General features: G+C 64.4%; 12 protein-coding genes and 6 tRNA genes. 4 read left to right on the top strand and 14 right to left on the bottom strand.

The window, feature by feature from the left end:
* Window positions 1-12 precede the first annotated feature (12 nt).
* Both C2862_RS03550 and C2862_RS03545 read right to left on the bottom strand, forming a co-directional pair.
* Window positions 13-1,008, bottom strand: coding sequence for a PDR/VanB family oxidoreductase (locus C2862_RS03550; RefSeq protein ID WP_136218797.1), 996 nt, complete (start codon window positions 1,006-1,008; stop codon window positions 13-15).
* A gap of 32 nt (window positions 1,009-1,040) precedes the next feature.
* Window positions 1,041-2,582, bottom strand: a complete 1,542-nt coding sequence (locus C2862_RS03545) for a Rieske 2Fe-2S domain-containing protein (RefSeq protein ID WP_136218720.1) — start codon at window positions 2,580-2,582, stop codon at window positions 1,041-1,043.
* 189 nt (window positions 2,583-2,771) lie between these two features.
* Between C2862_RS03545 and C2862_RS03540 the strand changes: the two genes are divergently transcribed.
* Both C2862_RS03540 and C2862_RS03535 read left to right on the top strand, forming a co-directional pair.
* The gene (locus C2862_RS03540) at window positions 2,772-3,479 is read left to right on the top strand and encodes a GntR family transcriptional regulator (RefSeq protein ID WP_136218719.1); all 708 of its coding nucleotides are present in this window, start codon (window positions 2,772-2,774) and stop codon (window positions 3,477-3,479) included.
* 78 nt (window positions 3,480-3,557) lie between these two features.
* Window positions 3,558-4,700: an MFS transporter gene (locus C2862_RS03535; protein WP_229467270.1), complete on the top strand. Its 1,143-nt coding sequence runs from the start codon at window positions 3,558-3,560 to the stop codon at window positions 4,698-4,700.
* Here C2862_RS03535 and C2862_RS03530 read toward each other — a convergent pair.
* Genes C2862_RS03530 through C2862_RS03520 form a run of 3 tightly spaced genes read right to left on the bottom strand, consistent with a single transcriptional unit; the run spans window position 4,684 to window position 7,538 of the window.
* Window positions 4,684-4,893, bottom strand: a complete 210-nt coding sequence (locus tag C2862_RS03530; protein ID WP_136218717.1) for a DUF2783 domain-containing protein — start codon at window positions 4,891-4,893, stop codon at window positions 4,684-4,686. The two genes, C2862_RS03535 and C2862_RS03530, sit on opposite strands and share 17 nt — an antisense overlap.
* Window positions 4,890-6,551, bottom strand: a complete 1,662-nt coding sequence (locus C2862_RS03525) for an FAD-dependent oxidoreductase (protein ID WP_136218716.1) — start codon at window positions 6,549-6,551, stop codon at window positions 4,890-4,892. The genes C2862_RS03530 and C2862_RS03525 overlap by 4 nt, the downstream gene beginning before the upstream one ends.
* A 24-nt stretch (window positions 6,552-6,575) precedes the next feature.
* Entirely contained in the window at window positions 6,576-7,538 is a 963-nt protein-coding gene (locus C2862_RS03520) for an MBL fold metallo-hydrolase (RefSeq protein ID WP_136218715.1), read from the bottom strand.
* Between the two features lie 80 nt (window positions 7,539-7,618).
* On the opposite strand from C2862_RS03520, the gene C2862_RS03515 reads away from it, so the two are divergent.
* The gene (locus C2862_RS03515; RefSeq protein WP_136218714.1) at window positions 7,619-8,548 is read left to right on the top strand and encodes a LysR family transcriptional regulator; all 930 of its coding nucleotides are present in this window, start codon (window positions 7,619-7,621) and stop codon (window positions 8,546-8,548) included.
* 79 nt (window positions 8,549-8,627) lie between these two features.
* On the top strand, window positions 8,628-8,873 hold the full coding sequence (locus tag C2862_RS03510; protein ID WP_136218713.1) for a hypothetical protein: 246 nt from the start codon (window positions 8,628-8,630) through the stop codon (window positions 8,871-8,873).
* 98 nt (window positions 8,874-8,971) lie between these two features.
* Here C2862_RS03510 and C2862_RS03505 read toward each other — a convergent pair.
* The 9 genes from C2862_RS03505 to uvrC all read right to left on the bottom strand — a co-directional run bounded on the left by C2862_RS03505 (window position 8,972) and on the right by uvrC (window position 12,713).
* Window positions 8,972-9,046 (bottom strand) — tRNA-Cys (locus tag C2862_RS03505).
* Window positions 9,047-9,112: 66 nt separating this feature from the next.
* Window positions 9,113-9,364, bottom strand: a complete 252-nt coding sequence (locus C2862_RS03500; protein WP_136218712.1) for a hypothetical protein — start codon at window positions 9,362-9,364, stop codon at window positions 9,113-9,115.
* Window positions 9,365-9,437: 73 nt separating this feature from the next.
* Window positions 9,438-9,511: transfer RNA gene (locus C2862_RS03495), tRNA-Cys, on the bottom strand.
* Window positions 9,512-9,587: 76 nt separating this feature from the next.
* Window positions 9,588-9,663 (bottom strand) — tRNA-Gly (locus C2862_RS03490).
* Between the two features lie 30 nt (window positions 9,664-9,693).
* Window positions 9,694-9,769, bottom strand: a tRNA-Gly gene (locus tag C2862_RS03485).
* Window positions 9,770-9,814: 45 nt separating this feature from the next.
* A tRNA-Gly gene (locus tag C2862_RS03480) sits at window positions 9,815-9,890 on the bottom strand.
* 78 nt (window positions 9,891-9,968) lie between these two features.
* Window positions 9,969-10,044: transfer RNA gene (locus tag C2862_RS03475), tRNA-Gly, on the bottom strand.
* Between the two features lie 89 nt (window positions 10,045-10,133).
* Window positions 10,134-10,712 (bottom strand): CDP-diacylglycerol--glycerol-3-phosphate 3-phosphatidyltransferase, encoded by a 579-nt coding sequence (pgsA, locus tag C2862_RS03470; protein ID WP_136218711.1) that lies wholly within the window; start codon window positions 10,710-10,712, stop codon window positions 10,134-10,136.
* 168 nt (window positions 10,713-10,880) lie between these two features.
* Entirely contained in the window at window positions 10,881-12,713 is a 1,833-nt protein-coding gene (uvrC, locus tag C2862_RS03465) for an excinuclease ABC subunit UvrC (protein WP_136218796.1), read from the bottom strand.
* Window positions 12,714-12,796: the final 83 nt, after the last annotated feature.

The following is a 12,796-nucleotide window of genomic DNA, read 5'->3' as shown; positions in this document are numbered from 1 at the left end:
GTCATTGAATGGCTACAGGTCGAGCACCAGGGTGCCGCTCGTCGCGCGCGAGACGCAGGCGGTCAGCCACTGGCCGCGCTCGGCGTCGTCCAGGATGTAGTCGCGGTGGTCGACCTCGCCCTCCAGGTAGCGGATCTTGCAGGTTGCGCACAGGCCGGCCTGGCAGGAGGTCTCGATGTGCATGCCGGCTTCTTCCAGCACGTCGGCGATGCTGCGCTCGGCCGGCACTTCGAGCAGCGCGCCGGTGCTGGCGATCTTCACCATGAAGCTGCCGGGTGCGACCGCATCGGCCGCGGCGGGCGACGGCTCGGGCGCCTTGAAGTGCTCGAAGTGCACCGTGCCCGCCGGCCAGTGGCTGGACGCCTCGGCGCAGGCCTTCATGAAGCCGCCGGGGCCGCAGTAGAACAGGTGCGTATCCTCGCCGGCAGTGCGCAGCAGCCCGGCGATGTCGAGACCCTGGGCCGGGTCTCCATGGTCGAAATGGAAGTGCAGCTTGCCGTGTTCCCAGGTCGATTCAAGCTGCTCGCGGAAGGCGACGCAGCCGGCGTTCCTCGCGCAGTAGTGCAGCTCAAAAGGCACGCCGGTCGCTTCCAGTGCATGCGCCATCGATTTCAGGGGCGTCATGCCGATGCCGCCGGCGAGCAGGATCACCTTCTTCGCCGTGGGCGCCAATTTGAAATTGTTGCGCGGCGCGCTGACGGTGACGATGTCCTGCACCCGCAGCGAGTCGTGCAAAGCCCTGGAGCCGCCCCGCCCTTTCTCGTCGCGCAGGACAGCGATCACGTAGCGGTGCCGCTCCATCGGCGAATTGCAGAGCGAGTACTGGCGCACGATGCCGTTGGCGAGATGGATGTCGATGTGGGCGCCGGCCGTGAAAGGCGGCAGTTCCCCACCCTCCGGGTCGGTCAGCTCGTACGAGTTGATCCCACTCGCCTCGAAGCGGATCTGGCGCACCACCAGCGACAGGCTCGCCTGCGGGCGGCTGACGCCGATAAAGGTCTGGTTCATTTCCATGTCTGTCTCCTGCTCGGGACGGCGCATCAGCTCTTGGTCGACTGTTCGAGCTCGTCGAAACGGCGGCGGACAAAAGCCGCGCGCTCGTCGCCCTTGAGCTGCTCGCTCTCGGTGAGGATGGCCACGATCTGGCGGGTGACATGGCGGCGGCGCTTCACCTCCTCCTCGACCGTGGCGCCTTCCGGCACTTCCAGCACGTTGCCCGAGCAGTAGCTGTTCGGGGCGGCGCCGTTCTCGCGCAGCCAGGCGGCGAACTGCTCGGGACCTGCGGCCGGGTTGGTGCCGCGCACGGCGTCGCGCAGCATCTTGCGGAACTGGAAGACGCCGGCGTCGAACTTGGTCGGGTTTTCCAGTGCATGGACCGCGATCGGGCGCTGGCTGATGATGGCCTCGTAGTCGCCCGGCGCGTACTGGCATTCCTTGTAATTCTCGCGCGCGCGGTGGTCGGCCGGGATCGGCGGCAGGTCCTCGAGCTTGTACTTGCCGAAGCGCTCGGGACGGCGCATCGCCACCTGCCCTTCGAGGAAATCGATGGTCTCGTAGCCGACCATCTCCTTGTTGCCGACGCCGCGGGTGTCGATGCCGGGACCCATCACGCGCCAGCCGATCATCTTGCTGTTGACGTCGTCGACCGGCACGGTCCAGCGCACGATGTGAAAGCGCGAGAACAGCTTCTTGTTCGAACCATCTTCCGAGGTATAGGCGTGCAGGCTCAGGTTCGGCAGCACCTGGTGCTGGACGCGCACGAAGAGCTTGTCCTTGTTCACGCGGCGCGCGCCGGCGCAGGCCAGGCCACGGCCGCCGTGGATCGGGATGAACTGCATGTCGGGCGCCACTTCCATCGAGGCCGCGCCGACCTCGTCGAAAGTCGTGCCCTGGAACTGCTTGTTGACGACGTTCTTGGCCGCGTGCAGCGCGGTCGGGTGGAAGTTGTCGGCGGCGTTGTCCTGCACCTGCAGCCAGTTACAGTGCTGGAAGTTACTGTAGGGGACCAGCTCGTCGCCCTCGGCCACGGTAAAGTTGCCCTCCCACTCGGGGAAGGGCGGCTCCTCTTCCGGCGGCCCCATGTAGGCGAACACCAGGCCGTTACGCTCGAAGGCTTTATAGGCGCCCTGCCTGATCGAGCAGGCGTACTTCTCGCCCTCCTTCTCCTCGCCCTTCGGGAAAGGCACGTGCAGACAGGTGCCGTCGATATCGAACACCATGCCGTGGTAGCAGCACATGATGCCCTTTTCCTGGATGGCGCCGTATTCGAGCGAAGCGCCGCGATGCACGCAATGCGCGTGCAGCAGGCCGACGCGTCCCGAACCGTCGCGGAAGGCCACCAGTTCCTCGCCCAGGATCTTCAGGAAATGCGGCGTGTCGGTCAGCTCCAGCGACATGCAGACCGGATGCCAGAAGCGGCGCATGTACTCGCCCATCGGCGTGCCGGGGCCGACCTCGGTCAGCTCCGGATCGTGGCCGGGCACCTTGTTGGTGTGGTAGCCGCCGAAGGGGATCAGCTTCTTGACGACAGGCTGGCTGGCAGCCTGGCTTGCGACTTCGGCGGTCTTGTCTCGGGTGTTCATGGTGTCTCCTCTGGTATCGATGGCTGCGGTTTTCTGTGTTCGGTATTCTGTATACAGAGTTCATTCTTGGCCGGTTCCGAATGAATGTCAAGCGTTTTCCTGAAACGTGTCCGCACGCATACGGCAAGCTCGACGCGACAAAATTGACTTCATTGCCATTCGACGTATACTGAATACAAAGGTGAAACCATGCTGACCAAACTCTCGAAAATTCAGGTACGTCCCGATCTGGTCGACGAGGTCTACAAGACCCTGCTCGACGCCATCAGCGACGGCTCGCTGCCGCCCGGCACCCGCATCACGCAGGAAGAGATCGCCGAACAGATGAACGTGTCGCGCTCGCCGGTGCTGCAGGCGCTGCGGCTGTTGAAGAAGGATGGCCTGGTCCAGGACGCGCCGGGTCGCGGCCTGCTGGTGGCCGAACTCGATCCCGAATGGATCGGCAACCTATACCAGGTGCGCGGCGCCCTCGACACGCTGGCCGCCAGGCTGGCCGCCGAGCGCAAGGCCGATATCGGCGCCGACATCATCGCAGCCGGCCGGCGCGCCGCGCGCGGCAAGGACGTCAAGGCGATGGTCGAGGCGGACATCGCCTTCCACAGCGCGATCTACCGCGCCTCGGGCAATCCGCTGATCTTCGAGACGACCCAGTTGCACTGGGTCCACCTGCGCCGCGTGATGGGCGCCGTGCTGCAATCCGCGGGCCAGCGCGAAGCGATCTGGGACGAACACGAGACGATCGCCAAGGCGATCAAGGCCGGGGACGTGAAGCTGGCGGTGAAGCTGACGGACGGGCACGCGGTGCTGGCGCGCGAAAATCTCGTGGCGCGCCTGAACGAGGTGCTGGGCAGCGATGCTCCGACAGACAAGCAGCGCGCGCAGCGCCGCGCTTCCTGACTCTTCAGCGCGCTGGCGCACGGCCGGTGGCGAAAGCTGCTATCGTCGCGGACTCCGCAGTCCCGTCCTGGAGTCGTCTTGCAGCACACCCCTTCCCAACGTCGCTGGTCCACCCGCCTCGCCTTTCTCGCAGCCGGCATCGCCATGTCGGCCTGGGCCGCCCTCGTCCCCTTCGCCAAGGCGCGCTTGCAGCTGGAAGAAGCGCAGCTCGGCCTGCTGCTGCTGTGCCTGGGCATCGGCTCGCTGCTCGCCATGCCGCTCACCGGCATGCTGGCCTCGCGCTTCGGCTGCCGGCCCGTGATCCTGTGCTCGGGCGCGGTGGGCTGCCTGGTGCTGCCCGTGCTGGCACTGGCGCCGACGCCGCTGTTGCAAGGGCTTGCGCTGCTGGTCTTCGGCGCCGCTATCGGCGCGCTCGACGTGGCGATGAACATCCAGGCGGTGATCGTCGAGAAGGAGCAAGGCGGCGCCTTGATGTCGGGCTTTCACGGCCTGTTCAGCGTGGGTGGCTTCGCCGGCGCGGGCGGGATGGCGTTGCTGCTGGGCTTCGGGTTCGGACCGCTGGCCGCATGCAGTCTGGTCGCCGCGCTGGCCGCGGTGGCGCTCGTCGTGGCGGCGCCGCACCTGCTGCGTACGGCGCCGGCGGCGGAGCGCGATGCCCCCTTCTTTGTCATGCCACATGGCGCCGTGATCCTGATCGGTTTGCTGTGCTTCCTGATCTTCCTGGCCGAAGGCGCGGTGCTCGACTGGAGCGCCGTGTTCCTGACCGGCGTGACCGGACTGGCGGCCGGCCAGGGCGGGCTTGGCTATGCGGTGTTCGCGGTGGCGATGACGGCGGGACGGCTCACGGGCGACCGCGTCGTGCGGCGCTGGGGCGGCATGCGCGTGATGCTGGTCGGCGGCCTGGCCACCGCCGTCGGTTTCTTCACCGTCGTGCTGGCGCCGCTGCCGGCCGTGGCCCTGCTCGGCTTCCTGCTGGTCGGCCTCGGGGCCTCGAACATCGTGCCGGTATTGTTCACGGCCGCCGGCAATCAGAAAGACATGCCGGTCGGCCTGGCCGTGAGCGCGATCACGACCATCGGCTACGCCGGCATCCTGGCCGGCCCGGCGCTGATCGGCTTCGTCTCGCATGCAGTGGGACTGCACCTGGCGTTCGCCGGGCTGGGTGTCGCTGCCCTGCTGGTGGCCGGCAGTTCCCGTCTGCTGGCTAGGCGCCAGGCGTGACGTTGGCGCGCGCGATGGCGAAGGCTTCGCGCAGCACGCCAAGATCGCCGACGTGGTTTGCCAGCAGCAGGATCAGCTGGGCATTGAGCATGCTGCTTTGCGCGTCGCTCAGATCCTGGTGGCTGTCGACCAGCAGTTCGTAGAAGGCGTCGGGGTCGGCGATGTTCGGTTCGACGTTCAGGCGCGCGTTCATGCGTGCTCCATTTCTTCCGGTAGCGCCTGGATTGCCTCCTTGCCGCAAGCGCGTGCGAGTGCGGCGCGCACGGCTTGCAGGTCGACGCTGCGCCAGCGCGCGCACACGTGCTGGTCGGGCCGCAATAGATAAAAGCTGCCGGGTGTGGCGTCATAGCGTGCGGCGCACATGCCGGCGCTGTCTTCGAATCCTCCAGCGCCGATTGTCAGGGTGCGCACCGGGACCGCTTCCTGCTCCAGCGCCTCGAGCTGGCGCAGCACTACCGCATCCTCTTCACCGCCTGCAAAATAGAGACCGGTGAAGCCGCCGCCCAGATGGCGCAGCAGCCAGTCCTCAATACCCTTGTGCCGCAGCGGCGCATCCGGCGCCGGCGCGCCGGGACGCAGGGCCGCAAAGGCATCGGTGTCGGGCGTGTTCAGGCGGGAGTCGGCATAGGTCGTGGGCGTGGACAGGCGGCCGCTGTTGACCAGCTTGCGCGCGAAGGGCCGTTCTTTCGCCAGCTGCAGCACGGCGTCGCGAAACAGCCGGCTGACTGCGCTTTTCGGGGTGATGAAGTCGGTCGAGCGCGTGGAATTGAGGATGTTCTCGTCGGCGGCCGCTTCGCGTTCGCGCGCATAGCTATCGAGCAGCGTGTGCGGCGCCTTGCCCTCGACGACAAGCCTGAGCTTCCAGGCCAGGTTGTCGGCATCCTGCACGCCGCTGTTGGCGCCGCGTGCACCGAAAGGCGAGACGCCGTGCGCCGCATCGCCCGCGAACAGCACGCGGCCGTGGCGGAAGCTGTCCATGCGCAGGCAGCAGAAGGAATACACGCTGACCCATTCGAGCTCGAACTGCGCGTCCTCGCCCAGCAGGGCGCGGATGCGCGGGATGACGCGCTCGGGCGTTTTTTCGAGTACCGGATCGGCGTCCCAGCCGAGCTGGAAGTCGATGCGCCAGATGTTGTCCGGCTGGCGGTGCAGCAGTACCGACTGGCCCGGGTGGAAAGGCGGATCGAACCAGAACCAGCGCTCGGCCGGGAAGTCCGCCGTCATTTTGACGTCGGCGATCAGGAAGCGGTCGCGGAAAGTGCGGCCGTGGCTCTCCAGTCCCATCAGGGCGCGCACGGTACTCTTGCCGCCGTCGGCCGCGACCACGTATTGCGCGTCGAGCGTGTAGGCGCCATCGGGCGTGGTGACGGTCAGCGCGACGTGGTCCGGATGGTGAACCAGGCCGGTGAGCTTGCTGCACCAGCGCAGATCCAGCAGCGGCAGTTCCTGCGCGCGCTCGTGCAGATAGCCTTCGACGTAGTACTGCTGCAGGTTCACGAAGGCCGGGTACTGGTGGCCCTCTTCCGGCAGCAGGTCGAAGCTATACACCTCGTCGCTGCGGTGGAAGACGCGTCCGACATGCCAGCGTACGCCCTTCTCCGCCATGCGCCGGCCGCAGCCGAGACGATCGAAGATTTCGAGGGTGCGCTTGGAAAAGCAGATGGCGCGCGAGCCGTGAGAGAGTTTGTTGTCGTCGTCGAGCAGCACGACCGGCACGCCGCCCTGGGCCAGGTCGATGGCGGTGGCCAGCCCGACCGGGCCGGCGCCGACCACCACGACCGGATGGCGTGCGCCCTCAGGTACATTGGCCGGCGTGTACGCGAATTCGCAGCGTTGATAATCGATGTCCATGGCGGGCTCCGGCTACCAAGGGCGTCAGGCCTGCAGCGAATGCCACATCTCCTGGTCGCGCTCCGCGGTCCAGATGCGCGGATGCTTGATGCCCTTGGCCTCGTCGTAGGCGCGCGTCACGTCGAAGGGCAGGCAGTGCTCGTAGATGAAGACGTGGCTGAACTTCGGGTCCATCTTGCTGCGCACGTGGACCATGGCCTCCTTGAGCGACATGTTCTGGGCCACCGCTTCTTTAGCGCTATTCAAGAGCGTAGTGACGAAGTCCTTGGTGTAGTCGATGCCCTCGTTGACCTGCTGCGGATTCATCAGCGCCTCGCCGCGGCCGGGAACCAGCTTCTCGGCACCGAGGGCGCGCAGGGCTTCCAGCGTGGCCGGCCATTCTTCCAGCTGGGCGTCGCCGGTGTAGGCGGCCGCGCCGTATTCGACCAGGTCGCCCGAGAAGCAGATCTTCTGCGACGGGATCCAGGCGATGGTGTCGCCCTTGGTGTGGCCCATGCCGATATGGGCCAGTTTCACTTCCAGCTTGCCCATGAAAATGGTCAGCTCTTTTTCGAAGACCATGGTCGGCCAGGACAGGCCGGGCACCGATTCGACCCCGGCGAACAGGCGCGGGAAGCGCTCGATCTCGGACTTCATGTCCTGCTCGCCGCGCTCGACGATCAATTCATAGGTGCCGGTTGATGCGATGATCTGCTCGGCGCCTTCCGCGAAATAGGCCGAGGCGCCCAGCACGCGCACGGCGTGGTAGTGCGACAGCACCACGTACTTGATCGGCAGGTCGGTCACGCTGCGGATGTGCTTGATGAGCGACTGCGCCATGACCGGCGTCGCCGTGGTATCGATCACCATCACGCTGTCGTCGCCGATGATGACGCCCGAGTTCGGATCGCCTTCGGCGGTGTAGGCATAGGCATTGTCGGAGAGCTTGATGAAGCTGGTCTTCTTTTCCTGCAGGTCGGCCTGGGATGCGAATTTTTTCTCGTTCATGATGCGGTCTCCTCCATGTTGTTCCGGAGACGATACGAGTTGTCGTATGATCTGGCAATCACCTCTTATCGATAACCGTTATGAACATCCTGCATAACGAGACAGCCGAACTCGATCTGAATCTGTTGCCCGTCTTCGAGGCCCTGGTCCGGGTGCGCAACGTCAGCCGCGCGGCCGAGGAACTCGGCATGTCGCAGAGCGCCGTCAGCCACGCGCTGAAGCGGCTGCGCGACTTCTTCGGCGATACCCTCTTCCTCAAGACCGGCAGCGGCATGCAGCCGACCCCGCGCGCCCTGCAGCTGCTGGCGCCGGTCCAGGCGGTGATGGACACGGTGCGCGGGGAACTGCTGGTGCGCGAAGGCTTCGATCCGGCGAGCGCGCGCCGCAGTTTCGGCGTCTGCCTGACCGACATGGGCGGCCTGATTTTCCTGCCGCGCCTGATCGCACGGCTGCGCCTCACCGCGCCCGGCTGCACCCTGCGTGCGCTGCAGGTGCCCATGCACCAGGTCGCGGGGGCGCTGGAAAGCGGTGAAGCCGACCTCGCGCTCGGCTCCCTGCATTCGGTGCCGGAGGGCCTGTTCCAGCAGCAGCTGTTCACGCGCTCTTTTGTGACCATCGTCAATCGCGGTAACCGGACCATCGGCGAGTCCCTGTCGCGCGAACGCTTCTTCGCCATGGAGCACATCGTGGTGTCGCTCTCGGGACGGCTGGAGGATGCCTACGATGCCGTGATCGACCAAGGACTTGAGAAGCGCCGCATCTACCTGAGCACGCCCCACTTCCTGACGGTGCCGATGATTATCGAGCAGAATCCGGAACTGATCGCCACCGTGCCGCGCGAGCTGGCCACCAAATTCGCTTCGTATAAAAGTATCCGCATGGTGGAGACGCCGGTAAAGGTGCCTCCCTTCGGCATCCGCCAGTTCTGGCATCCGCGCGTCCAGCACGATGCGGCAAACGGCTGGCTGCGGTCGCTGGTCAAGCAAACCTTCGACACCGACGTGGAGTAAGCCGGCTGAAGCGTGCGTCCCTGGCATGGGTTCTTCAGTAAGATCATCCACACACCAGATGAGACACAGGAGGAATGCCATGCCGAGAGGAGCGAGTCCACGCCGCGAGCGCGAAGCCAAGAAGCTCGAGCGGAAATTCAAGAAGGAAAAACGCTACAAGGGGCGCGAGGACGAAGTCGCGGCACGCATCGTCAACAAGCAGCGTGCCAAGGCGGGGGAAACGAAGTCGGCGCACAAGCCCGCGCATCGTACGACTGCGCGGCGCAAACACCGTACCCGCCACAGCACGCGCAATACCAGCCGTAGCCGCAGCGCCAAGAAATAAGCACGCACGGCACGGCAAGTCCCCTGACTCGGCCGATCCGAACGGGTGCTAGCCCGGAAATGCAAAAATCGCCAACGAGGGCGATTTTTGCTGTGTTCTGGAGGCGAGGACGGGAGTCGAACACCGTCTGGGCGGCTTTGCAGGCCGCTGCATAACCACTTTGCTACCTCGCCATGGGTTCTATAGTACGCCTGCAGAGCCGGGCGTCTATGCGCCACATCAACAGAAAACGAATAAGTTCAGATGAAAGGCCAACTTAGCTTGCGCCTGACATGCAGCACCGAGCGCGTCGCTACATAGGCGATCGCGAAGCCGAATGCGAGGATGAAGCGCAGGTCGCCCATGGCGGCGAGGAAGACGCCGGCCACGGTGCAGACCGCCACCAGCACCATCAGCGCCAGTTCGATACTGAGGAAAAAGCGAGCGGCGTCGCGCCAGACCCGCAGCGCCAGGGCGCGGGCTTCCTTGAGGGTGTGGATGTTGTGACCCATGGTCGAGTTTGCAATCTTGAACGGAGTCCGGAAAAAGCAAAATCGCCTTCGAGAGGCGATTTTGGCTTTGTTCTGGAGGCGAGGACGGGAGTCGAACCCGTCTAGACGGCTTTGCAGGCCGCTGCATAACCGCTTTGCTACCTCGCCAGAGTATTTGGTATTGCTGCTGAGCCGGCGGGTTATATGCCACTTCAACAGGAGAAGAACCTCTTCTCTGAATTCTTGGAGCGGGAGAAGAGTCTCGAACTCTCGACCTCAACCTTGGCAAGGTTGCGCTCTACCAACTGAGCTACTCCCGCTTAGGAGTTATTGCTATTAACACGCCTGAATGGAGCGGGAGAAGAGTCTCGAACTCTCGACCTCAACCTTGGCAAGGTTGCGCTCTACCAACTGAGCTACTCCCGCACGGAGTGTGTTTCTTACCTGCTTACAAACTGCTGCTTCCGGACATGGAGCGGGAGAAGAGTCTCGAACTCTCGACCTCAACCTTGGCAAGGTTGCGCTCTACCAACTGAGCTACTCCCGCATGCTGGAAACATCGATTATCGCAGAAATTGTTTCAACTTCCAAGACAACCCATTACTACGAACACTCAACAAACGTTTGGAGCGGGAGAAGAGTCTCGAACTCTCGACCTCAACCTTGGCAAGGTTGCGCTCTACCAACTGAGCTACTCCCGCTTTGTCTGTCGTTTGCTGCGATGTCTGTCGCAACAGGCAAGCATTATAGATGATCTGATCCGTACGTCAAGGATGACAGAGGATTAATCTTACAGATTCCCGCCTTTTTCCTTAATGACCGGCCAGGCGCGGCGCAGGTAGTAGAACATCGACCATACCGTCAGCACGCCGGCGACCCACAGCAGGATCTCGCCCCAGAAGTGGATGTCGATGCCGAGGATGCTGTCATGGAAGAGCAGCATCGGGATCGCGGCCATCTGGGCGGCGGTCTTCACCTTGCCCAGCGAGCTGACGGCCACCGACTTGCGCGCGCCGATTTCGGCCATCCATTCGCGCAGGGCCGAGATCGTGATTTCGCGGCCGATGATGATGAAGGCGATCACCGCATCCACGCGCTGCAGCTGGATCAGGATCAGCAGTGCGCCGGCCACCATCAGCTTGTCCGCGACCGGATCGAGGAAGGCGCCGAAGGCCGAGGTCTGGTTCCAGCGGCGCGCCAGGAAGCCGTCGAACCAGTCGGTTACCGCGGCAATGATGAAGACGAGCGTGGCCGCCAGGTTCTGGTCTGCATGCGGGAGCCACTGGGCGGGGAGGTAGTAGACGCCGACAACGAGGGGGATGAGTGCTACACGTAACCAGGTCAGGAGAATCGGGATGTTGAAAGGCATAAGGGCGTGAACTGGCTTACCGTTAAAAAAGCGTGCGCCGCTAGTCTACATGGGTATTGCTTTTTAAACCAGTTGAGCTCGGCAGGAGACACGGTGACGATATGCGGACGCTGTACCGCGTGGAGTCGGGACTCCACGCGTTCGCGGTGCCCGCACAGCATTGGCGGTTCAATGCAGCTGGCGGTAAATTTCCTCAGCCAGCGCCGTCGAAATGCCCTCCACGCTGCACAGGTCTTCGACGCTCGCATCGATCACGCCGCGCAGGCCGCCGAAGCGGGCCAGCAGGCGCTGGCGGCGCTTGGCGCCGATGCCTTCGATCTCTTCCAGGCGCGAGGCCTGGCGCGCCTTGGCGCGCTTGGCGCGCATGCCGGTGATGGCGAAGCGGTGCGCCTCGTCGCGGATCAGTGCCACCAGCATCAGCGCGGCCGATTCCTTGCCCAGCTCCTGCGCCGTGCGGCCGTCGGCGAAGATCAGGGTTTCCAGGCCCACGCGGCGCCCTTCTCCCTTGGCCACGCCGACGATCAGGCCGATGTCCAGGCCCAGCTCGGAAAACACCTGGCGCGCCATCTCGACCTGGCCCTTGCCGCCGTCGACCAGCACGACGTCGGGCATGACGCCCTCGCCGCCCGCGACCTTCTCGTACCGGCGCATCAAAACCTGGCGCATGGCCGCATAGTCGTCGCCCGGCGTGATGCCGTTGATGTTGTAGCGCCGGTATTCCGAGTTCTGCATCGCGTGGTGGTGGAACACCACGCAGGATGCCTGGGTCGCCTCCCCTGCCGTGTGGCTGATGTCGAAGCATTCGATGCGCAAGGTCTCGAGATCGGTCGCGTCCAGCGACAAGGCCTCGGCCAGCGCGCGCGTACGCGACTGCTGCGACCCTTGTTCAGACAGCAGGCGGGCCAGAGAGATCTCCGCACCCTTTTGAGCGAGCTCAAGCCACTGACGGCGCTGCCCTTGCGGCTGGAAGATCAGGTTGATGCGGTGGCCGCACTGCTCGGTCAGCGCCATCATCAATTCGGGCTGGTCGAACTCGATATTCAGGATCAGGCAGTTCGGCACGAACTTGTCGGTGTAGTGCTGGACCAGGAAGGCGGCCAGCACTTCGCATTCGATCGAACCCTCGGTCAGCGCTTCGCCGACCTGGGTCGGGAAGTAGGCGCGGTCGCCCAGGTGGCGCCCGCCGCGCACCATGGCCAGGTTGACGCAGGCGCGGCCGCCCTGCACCACCACGGCGATGACGTCGACGTCGGCGTCGCCCGTCGTTTCCATGCTCTGCTGGTGCAGCACGCGCGAGAGCGACTGGATCTGGTTGCGCACGCCGGCGGCCTGCTCGAACATCAGCTTTTCGGCGAAGCCCTGCATCTTGTGCTGCAGGTCTTCCATGACCTCGGTCTGGCGTCCGCGCAGGAACTTCGCGGCGTTCTCGACGTCCAGCCTGTACTCGTCCTTGTCGATCAGGTTCACGCAAGGCCCGCTGCAGCGGCCGATCTGGTGCAGCAGGCAGGGACGCGTGCGGTTGGCATACACGCTGTCCTCGCAGGTGCGCAGCATGAAGACCTTTTGCAGGATCTGGATCGATTCCTTCACCGCCCAGGCACTCGGGAAAGGTCCGAAGTACTGGTTCTTCTTGTCCAGGGCGCCGCGGTAATAGGCCATGCGCGGGAAGTCGCCGCCCGTGATCTTCAGGTAGGGATAGCTCTTGTCGTCGCGGAACAGGATGTTGTAGCGCGGCTTCAAAGCCTTGATCAGGTTGTTTTCCAGGATCAGGGCTTCGGCCTCGCTGTGCGTGACCGTCGTTTCCAGGTGCGCGATCTGCGACACCATCATCGCGATGCGCGGACTCGACAGGTTTTTCTGGAAGTAGCTCGACACGCGGTTCTTGAGGTTGCGCGCCTTGCCGACATACAGCACGTTCTGGTTGGCGTCGAAATAGCGGTACACGCCCGGCAGGCCGGGGAGCTTGGCGACCGTCGCCAGCACCTGTTCGCGCGCCGACATGCTCGGCTTCACGGGATCGGCGGCATCGTCCCTGAGAGTCGCCGTCAGTTCTTCCTTCATGACCTGGCGGGCGTCGGGACGCG

Origin of the sequence: Massilia sp. Mn16-1_5, from assembly GCF_004798585.1 — a bacterium.
Classification (GTDB): domain Bacteria; phylum Pseudomonadota; class Gammaproteobacteria; order Burkholderiales; family Burkholderiaceae_D; genus Telluria.
This window is presented reverse-complemented; position numbering and strand designations above follow the sequence as displayed.

Bases quoted from the DNA above. Each gene is read 5' to 3' on its own strand.
- C2862_RS03550 (WP_136218797.1), bottom strand. From the start codon at position 1,008: ATGAACCAGACCTTTATCGGCGTCAGCCGCCCGCAGGCGAGCCTGTCG.
- C2862_RS03545 (WP_136218720.1), bottom strand. From the start codon at position 2,582: ATGAACACCCGAGACAAGACCGCCGAAGTCGCAAGCCAGGCTGCCAGC.
- C2862_RS03540 (WP_136218719.1), top strand. From the start codon at position 2,772: ATGCTGACCAAACTCTCGAAAATTCAGGTACGTCCCGATCTGGTCGAC.
- C2862_RS03530 (WP_136218717.1), bottom strand. From the start codon at position 4,893: ATGAACGCGCGCCTGAACGTCGAACCGAACATCGCCGACCCCGACGCC.
- C2862_RS03525 (WP_136218716.1), bottom strand. From the start codon at position 6,551: ATGGACATCGATTATCAACGCTGCGAATTCGCGTACACGCCGGCCAAT.
- C2862_RS03520 (WP_136218715.1), bottom strand. From the start codon at position 7,538: ATGAACGAGAAAAAATTCGCATCCCAGGCCGACCTGCAGGAAAAGAAG.
- C2862_RS03515 (WP_136218714.1), top strand. From the start codon at position 7,619: ATGAACATCCTGCATAACGAGACAGCCGAACTCGATCTGAATCTGTTG.
- C2862_RS03510 (WP_136218713.1), top strand. From the start codon at position 8,628: ATGCCGAGAGGAGCGAGTCCACGCCGCGAGCGCGAAGCCAAGAAGCTC.
- C2862_RS03500 (WP_136218712.1), bottom strand. From the start codon at position 9,364: ATGGGTCACAACATCCACACCCTCAAGGAAGCCCGCGCCCTGGCGCTG.
- pgsA (WP_136218711.1), bottom strand. From the start codon at position 10,712: ATGCCTTTCAACATCCCGATTCTCCTGACCTGGTTACGTGTAGCACTC.
- uvrC (WP_136218796.1), bottom strand. From the start codon at position 12,713: ATGTCGGCGCGCGAACAGGTGCTGGCGACGGTCGCCAAGCTCCCCGGC.